This window comes from Pseudomonas palleroniana, from assembly GCF_022836895.1.
Taxonomy (GTDB): Bacteria; Pseudomonadota; Gammaproteobacteria; order Pseudomonadales; family Pseudomonadaceae; genus Aquipseudomonas; species Aquipseudomonas palleroniana.
In genome coordinates, this window is record NZ_CP092411.1 from 4,543,701 (window position 1) to 4,566,770 (window position 23,070).

21 protein-coding genes and 1 tRNA gene are annotated in these 23,070 nt (G+C 56.9%); 5 read left to right on the forward strand and 17 right to left on the reverse strand.

Annotated elements, in window-relative coordinates; translation table 11 throughout:
* The first annotated feature begins 87 nt into the window (after nucleotides 1-87).
* Complete coding sequence (locus tag MJP36_RS20205; RefSeq protein ID WP_244383881.1) at nucleotides 88-597, forward strand: Lrp/AsnC family transcriptional regulator; 510 nt, start codon at nucleotides 88-90, stop codon at nucleotides 595-597.
* Between the two features lie 338 nt (nucleotides 598-935).
* Here MJP36_RS20205 and MJP36_RS20210 read toward each other — a convergent pair whose 3' ends face one another.
* The 3 genes from MJP36_RS20210 to MJP36_RS20220 form a co-directional block, all read right to left on the reverse strand.
* A complete protein-coding gene (locus MJP36_RS20210; protein ID WP_244383882.1) occupies nucleotides 936-3,116 on the reverse strand; it encodes a protein kinase domain-containing protein in 2,181 nt (726 codons plus the stop codon).
* Nucleotides 3,113-3,775, reverse strand: coding sequence for a PP2C family serine/threonine-protein phosphatase (locus tag MJP36_RS20215; RefSeq protein WP_244383883.1), 663 nt, complete (start codon nucleotides 3,773-3,775; stop codon nucleotides 3,113-3,115). The genes MJP36_RS20210 and MJP36_RS20215 overlap by 4 nt, the downstream gene beginning before the upstream one ends.
* 85 nt (nucleotides 3,776-3,860) lie before the next feature.
* Nucleotides 3,861-4,538 carry a vWA domain-containing protein gene (locus tag MJP36_RS20220; protein ID WP_244383884.1) on the reverse strand — a complete coding sequence of 226 codons (678 nt, stop codon included), beginning with the start codon at nucleotides 4,536-4,538 and terminating at the stop codon, nucleotides 3,861-3,863.
* A 534-nt stretch (nucleotides 4,539-5,072) separates the two neighbouring features.
* Here MJP36_RS20220 and MJP36_RS20225 point away from each other — a divergent pair.
* On the forward strand, nucleotides 5,073-5,612 hold the full coding sequence (locus MJP36_RS20225; protein ID WP_244383885.1) for a hypothetical protein: 540 nt from the start codon (nucleotides 5,073-5,075) through the stop codon (nucleotides 5,610-5,612).
* Nucleotides 5,613-6,047: 435 nt separating this feature from the next.
* Here the strand turns inward: MJP36_RS20225 and MJP36_RS20230 are convergent, their stop codons facing one another.
* The 7 genes from MJP36_RS20230 to MJP36_RS20260 form a co-directional block, all read right to left on the reverse strand.
* The gene (locus MJP36_RS20230; RefSeq protein WP_244383886.1) at nucleotides 6,048-6,323 is read right to left on the reverse strand and encodes a hypothetical protein; all 276 of its coding nucleotides are present in this window, start codon (nucleotides 6,321-6,323) and stop codon (nucleotides 6,048-6,050) included.
* 23 nt (nucleotides 6,324-6,346) lie between these two features.
* Nucleotides 6,347-6,422: transfer RNA gene (locus MJP36_RS20235), tRNA-Gly, on the reverse strand.
* Between the two features lie 59 nt (nucleotides 6,423-6,481).
* Nucleotides 6,482-7,042 (reverse strand): CDP-diacylglycerol--glycerol-3-phosphate 3-phosphatidyltransferase, encoded by a 561-nt coding sequence (gene pgsA / locus MJP36_RS20240; protein WP_060756420.1) that lies wholly within the window; start codon nucleotides 7,040-7,042, stop codon nucleotides 6,482-6,484.
* Nucleotides 7,043-7,074: 32 nt separating this feature from the next.
* Entirely contained in the window at nucleotides 7,075-8,898 is a 1,824-nt protein-coding gene (uvrC, locus tag MJP36_RS20245; protein WP_161550157.1) for an excinuclease ABC subunit UvrC, read from the reverse strand.
* Nucleotide 8,899: 1 nt separating this feature from the next.
* Nucleotides 8,900-9,541, reverse strand: coding sequence for a response regulator transcription factor GacA (gene gacA / locus MJP36_RS20250; RefSeq protein WP_003190387.1), 642 nt, complete (start codon nucleotides 9,539-9,541; stop codon nucleotides 8,900-8,902).
* Between the two features lie 205 nt (nucleotides 9,542-9,746).
* Nucleotides 9,747-10,181: a GNAT family N-acetyltransferase gene (locus MJP36_RS20255; RefSeq protein ID WP_060756422.1), complete on the reverse strand. Its 435-nt coding sequence runs from the start codon at nucleotides 10,179-10,181 to the stop codon at nucleotides 9,747-9,749.
* Between the two features lie 19 nt (nucleotides 10,182-10,200).
* Nucleotides 10,201-10,950: a carbon-nitrogen hydrolase family protein gene (locus MJP36_RS20260; protein ID WP_244383887.1), complete on the reverse strand. Its 750-nt coding sequence runs from the start codon at nucleotides 10,948-10,950 to the stop codon at nucleotides 10,201-10,203.
* 605 nt (nucleotides 10,951-11,555) lie between these two features.
* Between MJP36_RS20260 and MJP36_RS20265 the strand changes: the two genes are divergently transcribed.
* Both MJP36_RS20265 and dkgB read left to right on the forward strand, forming a co-directional pair.
* Nucleotides 11,556-12,635, forward strand: coding sequence for a 3-deoxy-7-phosphoheptulonate synthase (locus tag MJP36_RS20265; protein WP_244383888.1), 1,080 nt, complete (start codon nucleotides 11,556-11,558; stop codon nucleotides 12,633-12,635).
* A gap of 153 nt (nucleotides 12,636-12,788) precedes the next feature.
* Nucleotides 12,789-13,607 (forward strand): 2,5-didehydrogluconate reductase DkgB, encoded by an 819-nt coding sequence (gene dkgB, locus MJP36_RS20270; RefSeq protein ID WP_244383889.1) that lies wholly within the window; start codon nucleotides 12,789-12,791, stop codon nucleotides 13,605-13,607.
* On the opposite strand, the gene MJP36_RS20275 is transcribed toward dkgB, so the two are convergent.
* From MJP36_RS20275 to MJP36_RS20300, 7 genes are all read right to left on the reverse strand, one after another.
* On the reverse strand, nucleotides 13,604-14,026 hold the full coding sequence (locus MJP36_RS20275) for an aminotransferase class IV (RefSeq protein ID WP_060756426.1): 423 nt from the start codon (nucleotides 14,024-14,026) through the stop codon (nucleotides 13,604-13,606). The genes dkgB and MJP36_RS20275 overlap by 4 nt on opposite strands.
* Nucleotides 14,027-14,160: 134 nt before the next feature.
* A complete protein-coding gene (locus tag MJP36_RS20280; RefSeq protein ID WP_244383890.1) occupies nucleotides 14,161-17,775 on the reverse strand; it encodes a transporter substrate-binding domain-containing protein in 3,615 nt (1,204 codons plus the stop codon).
* A gap of 1 nt (nucleotide 17,776) precedes the next feature.
* Complete coding sequence (locus tag MJP36_RS20285; protein ID WP_060756428.1) at nucleotides 17,777-18,403, reverse strand: response regulator transcription factor; 627 nt, start codon at nucleotides 18,401-18,403, stop codon at nucleotides 17,777-17,779.
* A 295-nt stretch (nucleotides 18,404-18,698) separates the two neighbouring features.
* Nucleotides 18,699-19,415: an MgtC/SapB family protein gene (locus tag MJP36_RS20290; RefSeq protein ID WP_060756430.1), complete on the reverse strand. Its 717-nt coding sequence runs from the start codon at nucleotides 19,413-19,415 to the stop codon at nucleotides 18,699-18,701.
* 32 nt (nucleotides 19,416-19,447) lie between these two features.
* On the reverse strand, nucleotides 19,448-19,576 hold the full coding sequence (locus MJP36_RS27955) for a hypothetical protein (RefSeq protein ID WP_275113256.1): 129 nt from the start codon (nucleotides 19,574-19,576) through the stop codon (nucleotides 19,448-19,450).
* A gap of 324 nt (nucleotides 19,577-19,900) precedes the next feature.
* On the reverse strand, nucleotides 19,901-20,500 hold the full coding sequence (locus MJP36_RS20295; RefSeq protein WP_090372455.1) for a GNAT family N-acetyltransferase: 600 nt from the start codon (nucleotides 20,498-20,500) through the stop codon (nucleotides 19,901-19,903).
* A gap of 12 nt (nucleotides 20,501-20,512) precedes the next feature.
* Nucleotides 20,513-20,857, reverse strand: coding sequence for an FKBP-type peptidyl-prolyl cis-trans isomerase (locus tag MJP36_RS20300; protein WP_104993266.1), 345 nt, complete (start codon nucleotides 20,855-20,857; stop codon nucleotides 20,513-20,515).
* Between the two features lie 259 nt (nucleotides 20,858-21,116).
* Here MJP36_RS20300 and MJP36_RS20305 point away from each other — a divergent pair, with 259 nt between their 5' ends.
* On the forward strand, nucleotides 21,117-23,060 hold the full coding sequence (locus tag MJP36_RS20305) for an FAD-dependent oxidoreductase (protein WP_244383891.1): 1,944 nt from the start codon (nucleotides 21,117-21,119) through the stop codon (nucleotides 23,058-23,060).
* Nucleotides 23,061-23,070 lie beyond the last annotated feature (10 nt).

Genomic DNA, 23,070 nt, shown 5'->3' on the forward strand with positions numbered 1-23,070 from the left:
AAATATGTGTTGCAAGTTTTTGCCATTTGGAAAAACATAATTTCCAGAAATTCACATCACACACACTTTTAATGTGTAAAACACGATATGAAAGCAACAAATAATCGCAACAAGCCGGGCGCTACAGCCCCAGAGCCGCAGCCACTGGATCGAACCGACCGCGCGATTCTCAAGGCCCTGCAACGAGATGCCTCCATCTCCAATGTGGCGCTTGCAGAGAAGGTGAAATTGAGTGCCCCGGCCTGCCTCAGGCGTGTCGAGCGGCTCAAGCAGGTCGGCCTGATCAAAGGCATCGTCGCACTGCTGGACAATGACGCGCTGGACGCGGGGATGGTGGTCTTGATCGGTGTCGTGCTGGACCGCTCCACACCGGAATCTTTCGCCGCCTTCGAGGCGGCCGCACAAAAAGTCTCCGGCTGCATGGAATGCCATGTGGTGACGGGAGAGTTCGACTACTTCATGTTGATACGGACCAAGGACAGCAACAGTTTCAACCGGCTCCACGCGGAGCAATTGCTTTACCTGCCCGGCGTTCGCCAGATTCGGTCATTCATGGGGCTGCGCCAGGTCCTGTCGACGACTCAGATTCCGTTTTGAGGCTTGAATCAGATTCGAAAGGCTGCGCGTATGTGGTTTTTTTCGTTGATCAGCGAGTTCCCGCCAGAGTCTGCCTGGAATCTGACGAGCAAAAAAAAAGCCACTCGATTGAGTGGCTTTTCTTTGTGTTTGGAGCGGAAACGAGTGTCTTACTAAACATCTATCTCTATGAAAACGTTGATCTTTTAAGCCAATAAACGCTTTCTATGGACAGAATCATGAACTACTTCTTTGAGCATAACAAGCCTATGAAAGGATCTGCTTACCGCGTTGACCGTGCTCACCGCCCATACCATTCATGGAGATGCCGCAAAGCATAGCTTACCGCTAGCCCAACCTTAGCTTCTCGTGCCTTTGCATACAGGAAACTTGGAGCAACCCCAAAACTGACGCCCCGCATTTTTCCCCTTACGTGCGGTACGACGAATCATGGAAGCACCGCAACTCGGACAAGCGTTCGCTGCTGATGAACGCGTGGTAGTCAAAACCGATGAACGAGAGGTCATCGGCGCTGGCTGGGCTCTGCTCGGCTGTATCTGCGTTCTTTTGGGAATATCGATGGAGATTGCAGCCGGCGCCGGCACATTAATCCCCAACGCAGCACAATCATGTTGTGCGATAGCACGCTCTTGGAGTGCCTGCGTGAACGCCTGATCTGGTGTGTTTTTGGCAGAAAGGCAGCGTGGTATAGCTGCTTGTAAAGCAGCCAAACCCGACTGGATTTTTCTTTGGAGTTCGATTTGTTTGGTTGCGAACGCCGCCCGGGTGGACTGTTCTGCTTGTAAATCGGACGGATCGGGCGTGGCGTTGTAGCGAAACTTGCCCTCATGCCCCTGACGCCAAGCCAACATCTTCGCCGTCAGTGCCTCTCCGAAACCTGGCACCGCTCGAACTGCTGAAGCAGTGACGTCCGCAGCCGTCTCAATGCCAAAAGACGCAAGCGTGGCAGTCTTCCCTGCTCCAATACCGGCTATCGACGCGCGTCTGATCAAAAAGCGATCCAAAAAAACTGCAAGCTGGCGCTCCTCGCGTGTCAGCTTCAGTTGATTGAGTGCTCGAGCAAGATCCTCTTCAAGCTGCCGATATCGAATGACTGCATCTTCCAGATCGGCGCGCGAGATATACATTTCTCGCAGACCAATTCGTTGTAGATAAGCTTGGGACGCCGAGCGCACCTTATTGTCTGCGTCTTGATAAACCTTGCGAAAAGGCGTTGAGTCGACCTTATTGGTAGCAAAGATCTTTATTAAACCGAAAAGCCCGAGCGCGCCCCACAGCAGTGCAGCTTTTGAAGCGAGACCACAGCCAATAATTGCGATTAGCAAAGCGACACCACCCAAGATCGCGGGATCATGGCGATTACCCTTTGCTCGTGTCGCAGCTAGGCTGGGCGCAGCAATAGTGCCATTCCAAACCGGCAACACCTCTTCCGGCGTAGGAAGACGCAGCGCTCGAATGGCCACCCACGCGCGCTCTAAATCGAAAGGTCCTGCCAGGGGCACAGTGCCAACAACCAGACCTTGGGGAAACATTTCGACCCCAGACTGACTAGCTAGCCGACACCACAAACAAGAAGTTGCCGAACCTGGAAAATAGTGGGTCGATACGTCTGCACAGCGGCGCAGTCCCTTCTCAAGTCCCTGGAGCAAACTGACCCAGGTGGCGGGGTCTGGACGTGACGAGGGCGAGAGACCAAAAGCGCGTTCCAGTGCCGCCGCTATTGATTCAGGATAATCTGCGAGCAGCACGGAGCCGGGCGGTGGTGTGGTACGCGTGTCGTTCCGTCGAACCATCGAAAAGGCAAATCGATTCTGTGCGATCGATTGGCCCAGAGACAGATCCGGACCATTGTAACGACCCGCGTAAGGATGCTTACCCATTGCAAGCAACTGAAAAATAGCTACTGCAAGCCCGAAATTATCGTGAGCCTGGGTACGAACGACATTCGCAAGGCTACCACCGTGAAGCTCCGGTGGTGTGAAGTCCTCGGTACCTACAACACAAGGGTAAGCGTGGCCTTTCAAACTGAACTGGAAACTATCGGCGTCAATCAATGCGACCGTTGCATCAGGACCTACCAGAACCCCAGAGTGATTGAGGTCGCCAATGATGCAACCGGCTTGATGCACTGTGGCGACAGCACGTGCGACATTCTGAGCTACGCGCACCAGAAAGCGATAATCAGCCTTGGGAAAATGCATCTTTCGAGATTTCGGGCTGTATAGCTCATGCAGCGCACGATATCCCGCCACCAGCCGCATGGTAAAACCGAGGAAGTTGCCAGAGGCGTCAGTCACCACTTCGGCCGGAAAAGCGACGAGGGTTGTCGCCCCCGCCAATCGCCCGTCAATCATTGCTCTGACTTTGTTCTCGCGGGAGCCTCGCAACTCCGACTTGTAGATCTTGACCGCGCATTCACCCTGACCAACCAAGGCGTACACGTCGCCTTCGCCGCCTTTGCCCAGTTGTTTGTCGAGTCGCTCGGTTTTACCGCCGATCTTAACCTGGGTAGAACTCATCGGCATGACACCAAAATGAGTGTCTTGTCATCATCCGTGCGGTCACACAGCGAAGGACTTTGCAGATAACTTGCGAGCGCGTCTGATAACTCGGCAAGGCGCCCATCCGCCCGTGCTTGATCCACCGGTTTGATCATCGGGTCGAAGAAGCGAGCAAAAGGTTGTTGCGTCGCCTGCTCCAGCGCGACGGACTCAAGCCCATCTGAAAAAAGCGCGAACGCATCGTGCTCCCGATCAAAGCGATAGGTATGCAGACGAACTTCAGGATCATCGGTAACGAAATAGGTCGTCGAAGCAAACTCACCGTTCTCCGGCCAGCAAATGGCCTCCCACACACCCGCTCTGCGTGCTACGAGTGCGCTATCGCCGATCTGTAAGGCCAAGACCTGATCTTTGAATACCACCAGCATGACCAACGTGGCAGCAAACTGTCGACGAGTTACACCCCGCGCCTGCGCGACCATAGAAAGATGGTCGCGGAGTTGGTCGATCCAACACATGATCGTTTCGTCGCCCGGCAAAACTTCATGCTGTTTAAACCAGTTACGAAAATTGCCCCGCAGGGTGCGACACACTAATGCAGCGCCCTGCCCTCCGTAACTAGCACTGCCTGCGCCATCAGAAACGATCGCACACATTGCATCTGAATGGACGCGCATTACGCTAAATGCATCCTGCTTCCGCGTTCCCATTCGTAGATGCGACGTGCCAATACGCGACGCTGCAGCCCAGCGCCAATGCAGGTTACTCTGCAACTGCCCACCCCGTTGGCCCTATCGGATTGGCAAGAGGAACCGCATCCCCTGGACTCGACTGCGATACGGCGCTCAGAGAACTCGATAGCCAAGCAAAGAGCTCTCGGAATGCCAGGCCTTTCAGCTTGAGCGGTTGACGTGTTCCCAACTGATTGAGAATGGACATCTCCGCGCCTTCAACTCCAACGGAGTAGAACATGAACTCCTTTCGTTCCTCGCCCTCATGAACACGTCGGCGCGCTTCCTGCCAATTATCAGTTGGCGCACCGTCTGTAATCAGGAAAACCCAAGGCCGGTAATACTTGACGCCGTTGGCTCGGTAACGCTCTTTGCGTTCACGCAGCAGATCCAACGCACGCTCGACGGCCTCGCCCATTGGCGTGACACCGCTGGCCTCCAACACTTCGGGGAAATAACCATCGACAGTCGTGAACTCGGTTTGGACGTTGACCGGTCCAAAGGTAACCACTGCCAACTCTACCCGCTTCGCTGCCATTGCATCGGCGTACAGCTCTTCTTTGAAGAATTGCAGCGCATCGTTCAACTGGCGGATCGGCGCGCCATTCATGGACGATGACGTGTCCAATAGCAGTATACAGGGGCATCGTTGCTCCGGGTTCTCTGCAAACTCGGCGTCCGCAAACGGTTGCTGCTCAAAATCGGTCATCTTGTCCCCCTTTTCAGTCCCTGACAAAGCTGTCACACATGATGGCACGACAACATTGCAGACTATATAACGCACAAGTTAATCCGAACAGCCTCCAGCAGCTTTTGGAGCTTGGCTGGGCATCCAGTTCACAGGCGTCGCATTGTTCATCTGCGAACAAAACGGCTGCCTTCAAGACAAAATGGGCGATTGATAATAGCGGAGTTGAACATCAGTGTATCGCTGGCCTGACCTTACAGACCTCTTTCTCTTGAGACACTCGGACTTCTCGAACGCACGTCCAGAACTCATCCAAGTAAAGCAGATAGTGATAAGGCTATCAGGACAATAGGAGGTTTTCCAAACTCACGCGTGACTCCCAAACTTTATGCCAGTGGATATTCCGATATCCAACGCTCGCCCTCCCGTGATGCTATCGGCGTCCTCATACAGACATGAAAAATCAAGTCAGGACTGCCGCGCGGCTTGCACTTAGATGAAAGTCACCTACATTAATGGTAGCAATATACCTAACTGTAGGGGGAGGTTGCGGACATGAAGCGCTTTAGAATATTGCTGGTGACAGGTGTTAGTCAAATATTGACCGGCTGCTCTGGTCATATCTATGTCATGAATAGCGATCAGGCTGCTCAAAAATTTGGGAGTGAAAATGAGAAGACGAGGTATGTTGGGGTTCCATTCAGTCCTTTACGAGAAAGAATTTATACCTACTATCAGGATAGAATTTTGGACAAAGATGGCAAGGTTATAAAAATTTTCACCGGAACCGACGCGGATACTGCAGCTACAGCTTGTGACCCTGTAAAGATACAGGAAGCACAAATAGCCGCAGATGTTGACCCACGAAATATTAAATACATTTCTTACGAGCCCGGTATTTTCGAAACATCAAACTTTGGTGTCGAACTTGAGAATGGGGCAATTTCAAAGGTAACTAGTTCGTCAACGCCAGGAGTAAAAGTAGTCGCCGACGCTGCTTCTACAATCGTATCCGCTGCTCGACTCGGATTCACAGGGCAAGGAATTGCACCTCTCGCTCCTTGTACGGCAGGGAAACTCATACGCCCCGATTAACCATACTTAAATAAAAGTGCCACATTGACGCCCCGCGCCAAACAATATCTATCAGCCTAATGGATATTTACACTATTGAACGAGCGAACCAGCAATCATCTTGGAAAATTTAACACGGGAGTGACTGCCCCCCTACTTTGTCAGCGTAGGACTCAAAAAACTAATCCAAGATGTCTTCCGTGTAGCATTGAAGCTGTGTGCCGTCTGTAATTTCCGCGAGCAAGACAGAAAGGCCTCGTTAGTTGTCTAAAATGAAGACCTGATCACTCGCGACAACTGCGTCCGGTAGCAAGTTGAGCGACTTGATAAGCGCTCACGAACCTTTTCAGGCCTGCCCGGTTGGCAACCCTCTTTAACGAGAATCTCAACCCGATCCACGTTGATTTCAGGATTGTCGGTCGACACGAAGTACAGATAAGTGCGATATCCGCACGCCTAGGTCTCTCTCATGAATTCGACTTTTCTCGGATGTGACATCACCGTTTCAAACTTAAAACTCACTTCCTTGGTCAGCAGCCGCTGACGAATGAAGTCAGAAATCACAGACGAAAAATAGGAGTCCATCTGTATAGCGCGATAGTCAACCATGAAGCCTTCCAAGCCAAGCCTGCCAGCCTGTTCAGTCAGCCCTTTGTGATGAGCAGATAATGCTCGGCGTGAAAGCTGAGCAACACAGCCTGCCTTTACATCAGGCATAAAAAAGCCACTCATCTGAGTGGCTTTTTTATGAATCTTGGAGCGGGAAACGAGACTCGAACTCGCGACCCCGACCTTGGCAAGGTCGTGCTCTACCAACTGAGCTATTCCCGCTTGGTGGTGCGCATTCTATAGATTTCTCAGAACCCGTCAACCTCTTGATTCAAAAAAGTTTATTTCTTTTCAACGGTAGTGCGCAGATGAGGCCAGGCAGCGCGCAGGTATTGGAGCATGGACCACAGGGTCAGGCCGGCCGCAATCAGCAGCAAGGCGTAGCCAATGAATACCCAGAACGAAAAGTCCGAGGGGTTGGCCAGCAGGATCACCAGGGCGAGCATTTGCGCGGCGGTCTTCCATTTACCCAGGTTCGATACGGCAACATGCGCGCGGGCGCCGATTTCGGCCATCCATTCGCGCAAGGCCGAAACGACGATCTCGCGACCGATGATCACCGCGGCCGGCAAGGTCAGCCACAGGTTGCCGTGCTCCTGCACCAGCAGGACCAAGGCCACCGCGACCATGAGCTTGTCTGCCACCGGGTCGAGGAACGCGCCGAACGGCGTGCTCTGTTCCAGGCGGCGGGCCAGGTAGCCATCGAGCCAGTCGGTGGCGGCGGCAAACGCAAATACCGAACTGGAGGCCGCATAGCTCCATTCGTAAGGTAAATAGAACAGCAAAATAAAAATCGGAATAAGCAGGACGCGTAGAACGGTGATCAGATTAGGGATATTCATCGGCACAACTGGCTACGAGGTGAGAAGGCATTCTATTCGCTGTGCAGATTTGCATAAATCAACTCAGCGAGCTTTTTACTGATACCGGGTGCTTTGGCTATTTCGTCAATGCTGGCACGGGACAGCTCCTGCAAGCCACCAAAATGTTTAAGCAGGTCGCGACGCCGTGTCGGGCCAACCCCCGCCACCCCTTCCAGGGTTGAGGTGCGCCGGGTTTTGCCACGCCGGGCGCGGTGACCGGTAATGGCAAAACGGTGGGCTTCGTCGCGAATCTGTTGAATCAGGTGCAATGCAGGTGAGTCGCCCTTCAAAGTGAACTCATGGGCGGCATCATTCAAGTACAACGTTTCGAAACCGGCCTTTCGCGTGGTGCCCTTGGCCACACCGAGCAGGATCAGGTCGGGCACCGCCAGTTCGTTGAGCACGTCACGCGCCATGGACAACTGGCCCTTGCCGCCGTCCACCAGCAGAATGTCGGGCAGCTTGCCCTCGCCGTCCTTCAATTTGCTGAAGCGTCGTGTGAGGGCCTGATGCATGGCGGCGTAGTCATCGCCGGCGGTGACGCCTTCGATGTTGTAGCGCCGGTAATCGGATTTGATCGGCCCTTCCGGCCCGAACACCACACAGGAGGCCACGGTGGCCTCGCCGCTGGAGTGGCTGATGTCGTAGCACTCCAGGCGCTGCGGTGGCTCGTCCAGGTGCAGGACCTCCGCCAGGGCGTCAAAGCGTGCGGCAACATGCTGTCGATTCGCCAGGCGTGCGCCCAGGGCTTGCTCGGCATTGGTCACGGCCAATTGTTGCCAGCGCGCCCGGGTGCCGCGTACCCGATGGCTGATATCCAGCTCACGACCACGCAGCTCGTGGATGGCCTCGATCAGCGTGGGAAAGTCTTCATGCACCACGTTGACGATCAGCTCCGACGGCAAGTCGCGCTCCGGACTGCTGACATAGTACTGGCCCAGGAACGCGGCCATGACTTCGGCGACGTCTTCGTCGATGCCGGTCTGCGGGAAGAAATTCTTGCTGCCCAGCACCCGCCCGCCCCGCACGCTGATCAGGTGTACACAAGCACCGCCCGGGTTGACGAAAGCGGCGATCACATCGACGTCACCGCTGCCACCTTCCATGCTTTGCTGGTCCTGGACGCGACGCAGCAGAGAGATCTGGTCACGTAGCTCAGCGGCGCGTTCGAAATCCAGGGTATTGGCGGCTTGCTCCATGGAAACCGAGAGTTCATCGGTGAGTGCATTACTGCGCCCCTCAAGGAACATGACGGAATGGCGAACATCCTCGGCATACTCCGCCGGTTCCACCAGGCCCACGCAGGGCGCCTTGCAGCGCTTGATCTGGTATTGCAGGCACGGCCGCGTGCGGTTCTTGTAGAAACTGTCTTCGCACTGACGCACAAAAAAGGTCTTTTGCAGCAAGCTCAGGCTTTCACGAATCGCACCGGCACTCGGGTACGGGCCGAAATACTTGCCCTTCTGCTTCTTCGCGCCCCGGTGAATACTCAGACGTGGGAAGGCGCCATCAGATAAAAACACATAGGGGTAGGATTTGTCGTCACGCAGCAGAATGTTATAGGGCGGACGCCATTCCTTGATCAGCGTCTGCTCAAGTAGCAGCGCTTCAGTCTCGTTGGCGGTAATGGTGGTTTCGACCTGGGCGATACGCGCCACCAGCGCAGCGGTTTTCGTCGCTAGACCGGTCTTGCGAAAGTAGCTCGCCAGGCGGTTCTTCAGGTTCTTGGCTTTACCGACATACAGCAGCCGCGCCTCGCTGTCGAACATGCGGTACACGCCGGGGCGGCCACTGCAGGTGGAGAGAAAGGCGCTCGGATCAAACGGTGTGGTCATGTCAGGCGCTGGCGTCCACCATGCCGTGGCGCACCGCGAGCAAGGTCAATTCAACATCACTGCTGATGGCAAGCTTCTCGAAGATACGATAGCGGTAGGTGTTGACGGTTTTTGGCGACAGGCACAGCTTATCGGAGATGGTCTGCACCTTCTGGCAACCCACGATCATCAAGGCGATCTGGATTTCCCGTTCCGAAAGTGCATCAAACGGCGAGTCACTGGTGGGCTGAAACGATTTGATCGCCAACTGCTGGGCGATCTGCGGGCTGATATACCGCTGGCCGGCAAACACCAGGCGAATGGCTTGCACCATCTCCGCCAGGCCCGCGCCCTTGGTCAGGTAGCCCGCCGCGCCTGCTTGAAGCAGGCGTGTTGGAAACGGGTCTTCCTCGCACACGGTCACCACCACGACTTTGATGTCCGGATGGCTGCGCAACAATTTGGTAGTGGCACCAAGACCGCCGATCCCGGGCATCTTGACGTCCATCAAAACCACATCGGGTTTCAACTCCCGGGCCTTGATCAGGGATTCCTCCCCCGATTCGGCCTGGCCGACTACTTGCAGGCCATCGATGTCAGCCAGCATTCGTGTAATGCCTGTACGAACGAGATCATGGTCATCGACTACTAGCACCCTAATCAAGCAGACACCTCGCGATATGGTCTTATAGGTTGCTGAACACCTTAGCAAAAAACCAAGGCGCAGACCTAGCTGCAAGCGTCATATATATAGAGTTTGGATACATAGCGGCCACACAGCGCGACGCGATTAGCGCAGTTTGCTGTGAGAACGGTCAGGATTTACGGGGGTGCGACCTGTTTTTTTCCTGTTCAACCCAACTGAGCGGTCAGGAAGGTGAGCGACAGACCCTTTCCATCCGCCAGAAGCAGCCTTCGTCACCGACGATACTCAAACCCATGCGCTGATAAAGCCGCCTGGCCGGGTTTGTCTTGAACACGGTCAGGCGCAGCAGACCCTGCTCGCGAGCCTTCAGCGCCATCTGCGCCAACACCCAACTGCCAGCACCTTGCCCGCGCGCACCGTCAAGCATATGCAACTCGCGGATGTACAACGCCGCGCTGTCACAACTCACGCTGATAAAACCCATGACATGCCCGTCGCGGCAAACCAGCCAGTTTTCCCGACAGGCCCAGGCGGTATCAAAGCCATTATCCGACCATGACAAACCATACTGCAGGTAATAGTGGTTCATCGCCTCGTAGGTCAGGGTCCGGGCAAACAAGCGGTCCTGAGAGGTCGCTTCGCGCAGGTGAAACCCCATGAGGTTGCGCTCCTTCAACTCAAAGGTCGACTGCGTAGCCACTCCAGCCGCCGTCGGTGCGTTGGGCAACCAGGAGTGCATCGCCAACCCCTGGCGCGGCAGCCACCAGGCGCCCCTCGGCGTCCCAGATGGCACTGCGACCGGCGCAAGCCCAGCCGCCAGACGGGCCACCGTGGTTGGCCATTAACACCAGCAGGTCATGTTCAACAGCATAGCCCCGGAGCAAGGCACTGTCCGTCGCATAGCCGCCTTCGCTGATCAGCACGCCGGCGGCGTACACACTGGCGCCGGTTTGCGCGGCCTGGCGTGGATGGCTGGCGTGGGAGAAGTCAGCGCAAACCGCCAACGCAACCCGCTCGCTCCCGAACTCAAGCGCCCGGCCACCCTGCCCCGCGACAAATGCCACCTCTTCGCCTGGGTGCAGATGTTGCTTGGTGTAGACCGCCAATGAACCGTCTGCCGCCAAAACCAGTGCACCAATCGATACGCCCGCCTCTGGCGCCAGCCGGATCGGCATCCCGACCACCACCGTCAAGCGCAGTTCACGTGCGCTGTCGCGTAGCGGTGCCAGCACCCGATCGTGTGGATCAATCGCCAATGCCGCGGCCAAGGACGGCTCATACCCGGTCAACGACAACTCCGGAAATACCAGGCATTGCACACCACGCTCGGCTGCCGCCTGCATGAAGACCAGGTGCCGTTCGATATTGGCCGCGACATCACCCGCGATGGAAATCGATTGAGCCGCAGCAAGGGTCAAGGCATTCATGGTTACATCCAGGCAGTCATCAAGGTTCTGTGAGCATATCTCGGCCCATAGTCGTCAGTCCTCCCAGGCAATAGAAATTACTGATTGAATCCACCCGTGCGCCTCTAGTAAGCTCCTTCCATCTTTCGGAGACACACCATGTTGCAACTCACCCACACTCAGGTTTGCCCTGCTGCCAGCGCCCAGCGCTCGGTATCGGCTACCCGTGTGAGCGGTTCGAGCGCAGCTGTAAGCTTTTATTTTGGGTATTGGTTTAGCCACTGGCGCGCCTGATACCTGAAATCGGCGCCCACTACTCAAGGGGTCGCCTACCAGAGAAATCTAAACCCCCGGTCGGCTCCCCGATCGGGGGTTTTGTTTTTTCAGGCCCCACTTATTTTCGGAACACTCAAGGAAATCACGACATGAACTACGCCACCTATTACCGCTACGACACCTGCACTGCCTGGCGATTTAGCAAGCTCCGTTCGGGACAGCCTGCCGCCTCCGATCGGTCACCTATTGGTGGCAAGCCAACACACGCAGCCAATACGGCCAATTGTCGAACACCCCAGTAGGGCAGAGCGCGCGGGAACAACCCGCCGCTTGCCCAGGAAGCCTTGAATATGAACTCCTCCGTCGCCGCTCTGCCCGTTTCGAACCTGAACAGCGCCAATGAAGCCCTGACTCAGCGTCTGCCCAGTTCCCTGGATTTAAAGCACCAGCTGCCTCTCAGCCCGTTCCTCGTTGAACAGATCCACGCCCATCGCCAAGCCGTGCGCGCCATTCTCAATGGCGAAGATTCACGCTTGCTGGTGATTGTCGGCCCGTGTTCGATCCACGACCCGGAATCGGCCATGGAGTACGCACGCAATCTGCAAAAGCTCGCCCGGGACGTCAGCGACCAGATGCTGCTGGTGATCCGCGCCTACGTCGAAAAACCGCGCACCACCATCGGCTGGAAAGGCCTGGCCTACGACCCACACCTGGACGGCAGCGATGACATGGCCACCGGCCTCAGCCTGTCCCGCGAACTGATGCGCGAAATGCTGCGACTGGGCCTGCCGGTCGCTACCGAACTGCTGCAACCCATGGCTGCGGGCTACTTCGATGACCTGCTCAGCTGGGTCGCCATCGGTGCACGTACCACTGAATCGCAGATCCACCGCGAAATGGCCAGCGGCCTGGGTATGCCCGTGGGCTTCAAGAACGGCACCGACGGCGGCGTCGCGATTGCCTGTGATGCAATGCGCTCGGCGTCTCACCCACACCGCCATTTCGGCGTCGACAGCCAGGGCCATCCGGCGATCATTCAGACCCCCGGCAACCCGGACACGCACCTGGTGCTGCGCGGCGGTCATCGTGGGCCGAACTACGATGCGCAAAGCGTGGCGCAGGTGAAGCACGACCTGGCCAAATCCAAGGTGGCGGCGCGGATCATGGTTGACTGCAGCCATGCCAACAGCGGCAAAGACCCGCTGCGTCAACCCGCCGTATTCAACGACGTGCTGGAGCAGCGCTTGCAGGGCGATACCTCGCTGATCGGCATGATGCTTGAGAGCCATTTGTTCGAAGGCTGCCAACCGCTGAGCCCGACCATGAAATACGGTGTGTCGGTGACGGATGGTTGCCTGGGTTGGGACGGCACCGAGCCGTTGTTGCGCAGCGCCGCCGAACGTCTGCGCCTGCATCGCAACGCCAGCTGACGCCTGCAGCCCCCTTTCACTCCCCCCTGGACTCGGGCTGAGGCTGCGATTCGTGATTTGCAGTCAAGAGTCCTTTTCGGATCAAGCGGTTTTTCCGAAGGAACGACGGGCGGATACTCGGCTTCGTTGTTTATCGCCCTTCAGGAGTTACCGATGTCTATTCCCCAACAACCTGTTCCGGCCTTCGGCCTCGGCACTTTCCGCCTGCAAGGCCAAGTGGTCATCGACTCCGTCAGCACCGGCCTGGAACTGGGTTACCGCGTCATCGATACCGCGCAGATCTACGAGAACGAAGCACAAGTCGGTCAAGCCATCACCGACAGTGGCGTGCCGCGTGATGAGCTGTTCATCACCAGCAAGATCTGGATCGCCAACTTCGCCGAAGGCCAGTTGATTCCAAGCCTCAAGGAAAGCCTGCGCAAACTGCAGACCGACTATCTGGACCTGACCCTGATTCATTGGCCATCGCCGGAAGACCAGGTGCCCGTCGCCCAATTCATGGAGCAGTTGCTGGAAGCCAAGCGCCTGGGCCTGACACGCCAGATCGGCATTTCCAATTTCACCATCGACCTGATGAAGCAGGCCATTGCCGCAGTGGGCGCAGAGAACATCGCGACCAACCAGATCGAACTCCACCCTTACCTGCAAAACCGCAAGGTGGTGGACTTCGCCACCGACCATGGCATCCAGATCACCTCGTACATGACCCTGGCCTACGGCGAAGTGTTGAACGACCCGGTAATCCAACAGATTGCCGAACGCCATCAGGCCACCCCGGCGCAAGTCACCCTGGCCTGGGCCATGCAGCTGGGCTACGCAGTGATCCCGTCGTCGACCAAGCGTGCCAACCTGGCAAGCAACCTCAAGGCCCTGCAACTGACCTTGAGCCCGGCCGATATGGCGCAGATTGCCGGCCTCGAACGTGGCCACCGCTTGACCAGCCCCAAGGGCATCGCACCGAAGTGGGACTAAACCCCGGCCACGGGGCGGCGGGATAACTCCCGCAGCCATGGCAACACCCGCAGCCCCTGGGGGGACGCGGGTGGATCGATGATGTCCATGAAGTGTTCAAGATTGACGTTGTCCGGCACACCCGGCAGGCGTACCAGCACCGTCGGCGTTGCACCGGCGAGCGCTCCCATGTCGAGCTGGTCGTAGACCAGCACATGGCGCACCTGTGGGTTTGGCCCGTCAGCACAGGCCGCCAGCCCCGCATTGATGATCAGCACATCGAAGGGCTCGGCCGGGATGGCCGTCAGGATCTGGACCTCTTCGAAGGTTTGCACCGGCACAATCCGGTGATACCCCAACTGGTTGAGCATTTTTTCGATGTACAGCCGTTGCAGGTGCTGTTCATCGGCAATCAGGATAGTCAGTGCTTTGTTCGGCATGGCAAGCCCCTGGGCTGGCAGTACTCGTCAGTGAGTGCCGACCATTTTCCAGACATACCTCGACGACAAAATCAGGCATGTTCCCCCTTCGCGTAGGAGTTCTCCCAAATCCACCGAATGGCCATCAACTGCGGTCAAGGCCGCTTGCAATACATGCTCAGGCCACGCTGCAAATCATCGATCGCGTCATCCAGCGCTTCAACCACTGGCCCCAACGCTTCGCGGTCGCGGCGCTCACAGACGGTCGTCAACGCTTCACACCCCTGGATCAGCGTGTGTGCCTTGACCATCCGCGCCCCACCCTTGGCACGATGGGCCAGGTCGTGCAGCCCGGCGAAATCGGCTTTGCGTTGCAGCGTCGACAACAGCGTGCGATCCGCCGCCAGACTGTCGAGCAGTGGCATCAGTAATTCTTCAAGGACATGGGGATCTCCACCCGTCAATGCGGCCAAGGTGCTCAAATCGAACGCGGCCACTTCTGGTTCGCAAAGGCTGGCGGTGAGGGGAGCCAACGCGCTCCGCAGATCCTCGAGCCCCGTGGGCTTGAACAGGCACCCGTCCATGCCGGCCTGCCGGCAGCGCTCGGTTTCTTCGGGTTGCGCGTTGGCGGTGAACCCCAGCAGCAGGCACGGCGTCAGGCCCTGTGCGCGCTCCTGTGCACGAATGTCCTGCGCCAACTGGTAGCCGTTCTTGAGCGGCATATTGCAGTCCGTGATAACCCCGTCGAAGTGCCCGGCCTGCCACTGCGCCAGCCCTTGAATTCCGTCTTCGGCCGTGGTGATTTGATGCCCCAGGAAATTCAACTGCCGGGCCAGCAGCAGGCGATTGGCCGGGTAGTCGTCCACCACCAGAATGCGCAGCGCCCGGGCCGACGGGGTCTGTACGCCCGCCGGCAGCGCCTGGGCCGGCAATGCAGCGGCCCGCGCCAGCCTCAACGTCACATCGACTCGAGTGCCCTGCCCCAGCACACTGCTCAGGTGCAACTGCCCGCCCATCATTTCACAGAGGCTGCGGCTGATGACCAGCCCGAGGCCAGACCCGCTGCGGGCCGACTGCTCACTGTTGCCGCCCTGGACAAAAGGGTTGAACAGCCGTTGTTGATCCTGGGCACTGATACCGACGCCCGTGTCCTGCACCCACAACTGCACGCTCAAATACTCGCCTTCATCAAGCACCTGGGCACCCAGCTTTACCTGGCCCTGCGGGGTGAACTTGATCGCGTTGCTCAGCAAATTGGAGATCACCTGTTTGAAGCGCAGCGGGTCGAGCATCACGATGAGCCCCTTCAGCGGGTCCAACTCAACCTGCAGCACCAACTCCTTGACCCGTGCCAGCCCCTCGAACACCCGCACCACCGAGGCCAGCAACTCATGCAGATTGGCCGGCTGCAATGCCAGTGACAAATGCCCCGACTCGATCCGCGCGATATCGAGGATATCGCCGATCAGCTCCAACATGCCGCGCGAAGCCACCGAGGCCACCTCCAGCGCATCACGGTCGGCCCGGCCCTGCTCGGCATTTTTCAGGGCCAGCTCGATCATGCCGATCACCGCGTTCATCGGCGTGCGGATTTCGTGGCTCATCGTCGCCAGAAATGTGGTCTTGGCCCGGTTGGCGGCGTCGGCATCATCCTTGGCCTCCTGCAATTGGCCCAGCAGCCGCTGACGCTCGCTCACATCCAGCCAGCCGGCGATCATGCCCACCACCTTCTCATCACGATCACGGTACGGCAGCATCCACTGGTAGATCGTCAGCACCTCTCCCGTGGGCACCTTGAGTATGCGGTCCTGAATCTGCGGCTCGCCGTCAGCCATCAACCGCAAGTAATCCTCATGGAAGGACCGGGCCTGCGGGGGATTGCCCGTGTCGGTTTCCACCACGGTCTTGCCGATCACGTCTTCGAGCTTGAAGCCAAACACATCCAGATAGGCGCTGTTGCAAGCCATCAAGCGCCCCTGCCGGTCACGCACATAAATCGGGTGCGGCGTACCGTCGATCAAGGCGCGCATGAAGATCATCTGATCACTCAACGCCCGCTCGGCCTGCACCCGCTTGCGGATCAAGCTGCGCAGATAAATGGCCCAGCCCAATGTGACCAGCAGCAACAGTGCCGCCAACCCGAAGCCTTGAATGATCGCGTTGCGGTGACGCAACCAGTAACTGTCCTCGATGATGATGTCGTTGCGCCAACGACCTATCAATTCATCCATTTCCTGAGGTGTGATACTCAGCAACGCCTTATCGAGGATCGAGTACAGCTCCAGCTGACTGCGATTGACGCCAAACGTGACGCGAGCCGGCTCGGAGCCAACCGTGCTGGATACCCGCAATCGGTCGCGGTAGTACCGTGCTATGAGGTAGCGCGCACTGATCAGCGAATTGACCGCGCCGTCCACTCCCCCATTGGCTACCAGCGCCATGGCTTGCTCCGGGTTCTCAACGTCGACAAATTCAACCCCCGGGAAATTCTGGGTGATCGCATCACGCAGGCCATTGCCGGGGATCAGCGCCAGGCGTTTGCCCACCATGTCTTCCAGGGTGAGCGGGCTGCGTTCGTCACTGCGCGTGACCAGCACAAAGGGATTGGTGAGATAGGGCCGACTGAACCGTATCTTCTCGGCACGCTCGACGCTGGGGGTGACCACCGCCAGCATGTCCGCCGCGCCCGTACTGACTTGATCGATCTGCTGCGGCATTGAAGTGCCCGAGACCACATCGAACTTCAAGCCGGTACGCAGGCTGATGCGCGACAACACTTCGGCGCTCAACCCTTCGAATTGCCCGTGCTCATCGAAAAACGACAATGGTACGAATTTGTCGAGCGTCGCGACCTTGACCCGGGGATGTTTCTGCAACCAGCGCTGTTCGCTGGCACTCAGGTGCAAGCGGCCGGTACCGACGATCCCGAGGTTGCCGGCGCTCCAACGACGCAGGATTTCCATCTGCTCGCTCGCCGGAATGACCGCCAGGGCGGTGTCCAGTATGGGCAGCAAACGGGTATTTTCACGGGTGACGGCAAAGGCAAAAGGGTTGACTTCCAGGGCAGAGAAGTCGGCCATGCGCACGTTATTCAGATGGTTGTGGTTGATCAGGTAACTGGTGCTGATGGCATCGCCCAGGTACACATCGGCGTTACCAAACGCCACCGCGCCGAGGGCTTCGACGGTCGAGGGAAACAGCTCCAACCGGGCACGGGGATAGAAGGCCTGCACCGCAGCGGGCTGCATATAGTGATAGAGCATCGCCACGCGTTTGCCGGCCAGGTCGTCACTCAGCGCCTGGCTGTCACCGGTGCGGGTCACCAACGTGGGCTGATCATTGGCATAGGAACGGGACAGGCGCAACTGCGGGTCGGCCGCTTCATAACCATTGGCTGAGCCGAGGAAATCCACGCTGCCTTGTTTGAGCGCCTCAATGACCTCATCACGGGTATCGTAGCGCCGCACCTCAATGGGCATATTCAGGATCTGCCCGATCAAGGCGGCGTAATCGGCAGTGACCCCTTCAAGTTCGTCGTTGTTATTGGTCAAGTCAAAAGGCGCGTAATCCGGGGCGGACACGCCCATCACCAGGGTTCGCCGCTCGCGCAGCCAGCGCAGTTGAGCTTCATCCAGCACCACACTGGCTTGCTCCACCCGCGAATGCCCCAACAGCCGCAGCGTGCGCGGCTCATCGAGAGCGGCCGCGCACAGAGGCAACAGGCTCACCAGCCAGATCGCGGTAAACCTCAAAAACGTGGCGCGGGTCATTTCAGATCAGATGATTGCGTTGGGCAAACTTGGACAGATGCACCACCGATGACATATGCAACTTCTCTTTGAGTCGAGTCTTGTAGGTACTGACGGTCTTGTGGCTCAGCAACAGGTCTTCGGCGATATCCTTGTTGCCCAGGCCCTGGGCGAGTTTCTGCAGCACCATCAATTCGCGGTCTGACAGTGCCTCCACCATGGCCGCCTCCGTCACTTGCAAATCATCGCGACGCACCGAGCTGGTGGCGATACTGGGGAAGCAACTGTAACCGGACATGATCGCCTTGATCGCCTTTTGCAGTTCGTCCAGTTCACCGGTCTTGGCGACAAACCCCATGGCCCCGGCACGCATGCAGCGGGTGGAAAAAAACACCGCCAGGTACGACGTGAGCACCAGGATCTTGCACGGCAAGCCCAGCGACTTGATCCGGCTGATCACTTCCAGCCCACCCATCTTGGGCATTGCCAGGTCCATGATGATCAGGCTGGGACACTTCTCCCGCGCCAGTTGCATGGCATCCGCACCGTTGCCCGCCTCGTAGATCTCATCGAAACCTTCCAGCTTCAATAGATGCCTGACCGTGGCACGGATAAACGGGTGGTCTTCCGCGATTAACGCTGTGGCCATAAAACTCCCCTAAGTAGACACCCTTTCACATTACGTAGGGCCTCGGCACCTGTGAGAAATGACAGTCCCGACCAACGGTACTGCGCACATTCCAGGCAATCACCAGGCGCTGCCGGCCCCTTCAATTGAAAACACCACGAGCACGCGAAGCCGGACCAAAGGGCCCGTCAGCCGCAAGTGCGCAACCTTAACAACGTAATAACGCCCCATCTGAAAGGATAATCCTAATTGAGTGTAGGACTTTTCCGCGCACAACCCTGCCAATCCTTGGACCCGCCGGGTTTTCATAGGAGGCTCAGTCGGTGGTACTCGGGCTCCAAAAGGCCTGCACCACCAGAGTTGACATGGAAATACGCGTCACCAGCGCATCCAGTTCATCCCCATCGACCGACGTCGCGACCAGGGTTGCCTCGATTTCCACTTCCTCACTGCCGAACGGCCGCACGTCGACATCACTGGCTGGGTAATTGCACCGTGCCAACTCGGCTTCCAGCAACACCATCACCGCCTGTTGCTGGCTGCGCCGCGCAATCACATAGAGAATATTGGTGACCTCTGCCGACACCACATCCAACGGCTGGCGGTTGATGTTATTGACGATCGGCCGCAGCAGCGTGTTGGCCGCCAGTATAAACAGGGTGCCCAGCAGCGCTTCGAGAATGAGGTCGGCGCCGGCACAGGCCCCCACCGCCGCCGAGGCCCAGAGGGTAGCGGCGGTGTTGAGCCCACGCACATTGCCCTCTTCCCGCATGATCACGCCCGCCCCCAGAAAACCGATGCCCGACACCACGTACGCAACCACGCGCACCGCGCCTTCCGCACCTCCGAGGCGGTTGGCCATGTCGACGAAAATCGCCGCCCCCACGGCGACCAGCACGTTGGTACGCAGGCCTGCCGTACGCTGACGGTACTGGCGCTCAAAACCGATCAGGCCGCCCAGAATAAACGCCGCGGTGAGGCTGACCACAGTATCCACGAGGGAGTTGAGGTTGATGTTGTTGATTGCTTGCATAAGGATTCTTCCCTGCTCATTACCCGCCAGAATTACGGATGTGGAAACCCTTCACTACCGGGGCACGGCGTGTCGGCATCAACCCCATACCACAGGTGTGGCAACGGGGTGATGTCAAGGATCGAGCAGTACGCAGCGCCCATCATAAAAGGCAGGCGCATGCGTGGCATCCCGGCGTGAGCCAGGTGCTGATCAGCGTCATGAGAGGGATTCGGGCAGGTGCCAGGACTGGCCGCTGCCGGGATGCCGCTTCTCGCAATTCAAGGCGAGACAACGGCATCGCAAGAACGCGCGTTATCTTGCCAAGTAGGTGCCGGTTACCGAAACCGGCCGACAACTGTCACTCGAACAAGTACCCACTGAGGGTCTCCGCTATTGATGAAAACGCGCGAAGCTTACGCCCCGTTTGCGCGGGAGTAAACCGTAGGAAAGTATCCGCATGGTGAATGAGACAATTCTTCAGGGTAAGTTCAGGCAGGTGATTTTCAGGGCGCGCCCGGTCGATCCCTCGCCACCACCGCCAAGTAATCATCAACCTGCCCATCGGCCAGCGCCTTGATCTGTATCGACACCCGGTTCACCCGCCGCCCCATCTCGATGCCCTCGCGGGTACGCACCTGCACATAACCCAGCCTGGGCCAGAAACGCTCGGCCTTGGTATTGCCGATGACTACCGTCAGCCGAAGCCATCGGGCACCGCGCTTCGCCGCCCATGCTTCAAGGTCTTCATGCAAGCGATGAGCGAAACCGGTGCCATGCATACGCTTATCGACCAACAGCAACCCGATATGCCACACACCGGCTGCCAGCAAGTCTGCGGCGATATTCACCACGGCGACCAGTTGGTCATCACCCCCCCGGTAACCCAGCCAGTACATCCGGCTGCAGCTCCAACCTGCGGGCAGACAGCCCTGCAACTCCTCGTGCGCCTCGGTCGGCGTCGCCGGTTCGCCATTCACGGCGATGAAGTAATCCGGCGCCCGCTCAAACAGCCGTTGCAACTGGGCCTCATCGCAACTGCCCAACTCACTTACCCGAACACCCTCGATAGAGCAGTTCGGTATCACCTGAGCATCAACGTCCATGTCCATCCTCGTTCAATCATCCCGCGTGAGCACTTCCAGCAATTCAATTTCAAAGCGCAGATTGCTGTTGGGCTTGATATGCGCACCCATTGATCGCTCGCCATACGCCAAGTGCGCCGGCACGAACAACGTGCGCACACCGCCCACCTGCATGCCCATCAGGCCCTGGTCCCAGCCCTTGATCACCCGGCCCGTGCCGATCACACACTGGAACGGTTTGCCGCGCTCCCAGGACGAATCGAACACCGTGCCATCCTCCAGGGTGCCGGTGTATTGGGTGGTGATCAACGCGCCCTTGACGACGGCCTTGCCGGTGCCGGGGCGGATGTCGGTGATCTGAAGTTCGTCAGTGCTCATGGGGAATCTCGTTGTCGGCGCAAAGGTTGGGGGTTTTCCCAGAATTGGTGGGGTTTGGCAAGTGGGCGGAACGGCCGGCTCAACGAGCGGCTCGTGACCAGGAAACCTCAAAAAGGCGCTGGGTCACGTTGGCGGTTTGCGGTTTCCCTACTAAAGAACGCGATTTTCCCCAGCCAAAAATCACTCCCTGCTTATTCTCTTGTCCCAGCGACTGAAGACAACCTATGAACAGACAATCATCTGATCAGCGAACCTCACAATGACAATAGGCTCAAGCTTCAACTATCCAGCCGACATCGCCCACAAGCATCATCGGAAAAAGCGCTCTCCCAATGATAAATGGAGAGCCAGATTCCCTAACCCGCCAGACTTGTGCTTTGACTATCGCGCACTGGTAGAGCAAAAAAACGGTATCGCACAAGCCACGCAAAACCATCATAAAATCTGCATTATTGGGGCAGGCATTACAGGTTTAACAACCGCACGAGAACTACATCGGTGCGGCTTCACAAACATTACGCTCATTGAAAAGTCCAAGCGCATCGGCGGCAGGCATCTCACAGTCCTTGGGAGCAACAATAGCAATACCCTCGGCCGCCCGCCTTTTGAAATGGGCGCCATGAGAATGCCTTTTTTCAATACGTCCGATGAGCCCCCAAAAGAAGGGCGCTCACTCATGGCTTATTATGCGAGCGTATTTGAATTGGTTCATTCAGACTTCCCTAACCCAGGCAGTCCTGCCGTTCGGTCAACTGGAATATACCTACGAGAAGGGAGCATAGACGGCCACATCGAGCCCACCCTGCTTATATGGAAAAACACCGATGGAAAAACAGCACCACCGGGTGAAACCCTAGGTGCTGTCTTCGCAAAATGGAAGATTTTCGCTGAACGCATGACCCTGCATGTGTCAGAGCATTACGGCTGCGAACACTGGGATGATATGTGGGCTTCCATCGTCAAAAAATACGAAGGTATTTCATTTCGCGACCTGGTAAAAATGCCCGCTATTGATAGATGGCAGGCCAGCGATCCAGGCAATTTTGGCGGGCTGGGCATGACCGCACAGGAGTCAGCTGTTTTCTACTCTATTGGAATCGGTGATGGCAGTTGGGGAGCCTTCTATGACGTTTGCTCAATTTACCCCCTACGCACTGCGATATTTGGGTTCAGCAGCCATCTGCAATTGATCCATGGACGCGTAAGCGCAGATGGAACCCCGGTAGCCTCGCCTTATTTGGACGCTACAGAAACTGTGGACTCCAGCGGACTTCACTTTAACAAACCCAAGTACGTAGGATTAGGCGCTCTCGCAGAATCTCTCTTATTCATAAAATCAGACGAGACCCAGGAATCATTGTATGAACACCTGATGAAGAGTTCTTCCGGCTTGCTGACCAGCAGTTCAGTGACAAAACTGAAAAAACTTAAAAATGGTCAAATACGCGTTTACTATGACTGGAACGCCGCACATCCAGATGAGACGGAGAAGAAATTCATCGACGCTGACTCGGTTGTCATGACGCTCCCTTCGTGGCTGATAGAGACACAAATTCTTCTCGAAAACTTCGATCAGACAATGCTCCCATTCGAGATAGTAGCGGCCTACAAAGCCGCTCACTGGGAAACCAGTTGCAAAGTGTACGCTCCGCTTAAAAAGTCTTTTCTCTCACATAACAAAACCATTCCCCAAACCATCGTTACCGATAGCTTGGTCCACGATGTCTATACCTACCGCTACAACAAAAACAACACCTACGACTGCATACTGCTCAGCTACACATGGGAAGATGACGTTACAAAACTTTCGATATTCAGCGACAAGGAGCTTGTGAACAAGTGCATAGAGGAACTGGACAGGATCCTTTTAAAATCAAGCAATATAAAACAAAAAATATCACCTTATATCGGCCGCGAACAAGCGGTAGTCCAACGCTGGATGAATAATAAAAACTCACTCGGTTGTGCAAAACTCTATCGTGCAGGCGCCTACTACGAGGCAGTGACCTTGATGAAATACAACAGAGAGTTTTCTTACACATCGGACCTTTATCTCTGCGGTGAATCCTTTTCTGTCGATGCCGGCTGGACTGAACCCTGTTTCAGAGGTGCGATTGATACGGTGATCCACATCTGCAACAAAACCCAAGCGCTTTTTAATGGAGGTTTTAGCATTCAAGACTATCCAGCGTATAAAACGTAACTCAATCAAC

What these genes read in the sequence shown, in the direction of transcription:
- MJP36_RS20260 (WP_244383887.1), bottom strand. Translation starts at nt 10,950, where the DNA reads ATGAATGCCTTGACCCTTGCTGCGGCTCAATCGATTTCCATCGCGGGT.
- MJP36_RS20230 (WP_244383886.1), bottom strand. Translation starts at nt 6,323, where the DNA reads ATGAGTGGCTTTTTTATGCCTGATGTAAAGGCAGGCTGTGTTGCTCAG.
- pgsA (WP_060756420.1), bottom strand. Translation starts at nt 7,042, where the DNA reads ATGAATATCCCTAATCTGATCACCGTTCTACGCGTCCTGCTTATTCCG.
- MJP36_RS20220 (WP_244383884.1), bottom strand. Translation starts at nt 4,538, where the DNA reads ATGACCGATTTTGAGCAGCAACCGTTTGCGGACGCCGAGTTTGCAGAG.
- MJP36_RS20265 (WP_244383888.1), top strand. Translation starts at nt 11,556, where the DNA reads ATGAACTCCTCCGTCGCCGCTCTGCCCGTTTCGAACCTGAACAGCGCC.
- MJP36_RS20295 (WP_090372455.1), bottom strand. Translation starts at nt 20,500, where the DNA reads ATGGACGTTGATGCTCAGGTGATACCGAACTGCTCTATCGAGGGTGTT.
- uvrC (WP_161550157.1), bottom strand. Translation starts at nt 8,898, where the DNA reads ATGACCACACCGTTTGATCCGAGCGCCTTTCTCTCCACCTGCAGTGGC.
- MJP36_RS27955 (WP_275113256.1), bottom strand. Translation starts at nt 19,576, where the DNA reads ATGCGCCTGCCTTTTATGATGGGCGCTGCGTACTGCTCGATCCTTGAC.
- MJP36_RS20205 (WP_244383881.1), top strand. Translation starts at nt 88, where the DNA reads ATGAAAGCAACAAATAATCGCAACAAGCCGGGCGCTACAGCCCCAGAG.
- MJP36_RS20255 (WP_060756422.1), bottom strand. Translation starts at nt 10,181, where the DNA reads ATGGGGTTTCACCTGCGCGAAGCGACCTCTCAGGACCGCTTGTTTGCC.
- MJP36_RS20275 (WP_060756426.1), bottom strand. Translation starts at nt 14,026, where the DNA reads ATGCCGAACAAAGCACTGACTATCCTGATTGCCGATGAACAGCACCTG.
- MJP36_RS20285 (WP_060756428.1), bottom strand. Translation starts at nt 18,403, where the DNA reads ATGGCCACAGCGTTAATCGCGGAAGACCACCCGTTTATCCGTGCCACG.
- MJP36_RS20215 (WP_244383883.1), bottom strand. Translation starts at nt 3,775, where the DNA reads ATGCGCGTCCATTCAGATGCAATGTGTGCGATCGTTTCTGATGGCGCA.
- MJP36_RS20225 (WP_244383885.1), top strand. Translation starts at nt 5,073, where the DNA reads ATGAAGCGCTTTAGAATATTGCTGGTGACAGGTGTTAGTCAAATATTG.
- MJP36_RS20210 (WP_244383882.1), bottom strand. Translation starts at nt 3,116, where the DNA reads ATGAGTTCTACCCAGGTTAAGATCGGCGGTAAAACCGAGCGACTCGAC.
- MJP36_RS20300 (WP_104993266.1), bottom strand. Translation starts at nt 20,857, where the DNA reads ATGAGCACTGACGAACTTCAGATCACCGACATCCGCCCCGGCACCGGC.
- dkgB (WP_244383889.1), top strand. Translation starts at nt 12,789, where the DNA reads ATGTCTATTCCCCAACAACCTGTTCCGGCCTTCGGCCTCGGCACTTTC.
- MJP36_RS20280 (WP_244383890.1), bottom strand. Translation starts at nt 17,775, where the DNA reads ATGACCCGCGCCACGTTTTTGAGGTTTACCGCGATCTGGCTGGTGAGC.
- MJP36_RS20305 (WP_244383891.1), top strand. Translation starts at nt 21,117, where the DNA reads ATGACAATAGGCTCAAGCTTCAACTATCCAGCCGACATCGCCCACAAG.
- MJP36_RS20290 (WP_060756430.1), bottom strand. Translation starts at nt 19,415, where the DNA reads ATGCAAGCAATCAACAACATCAACCTCAACTCCCTCGTGGATACTGTG.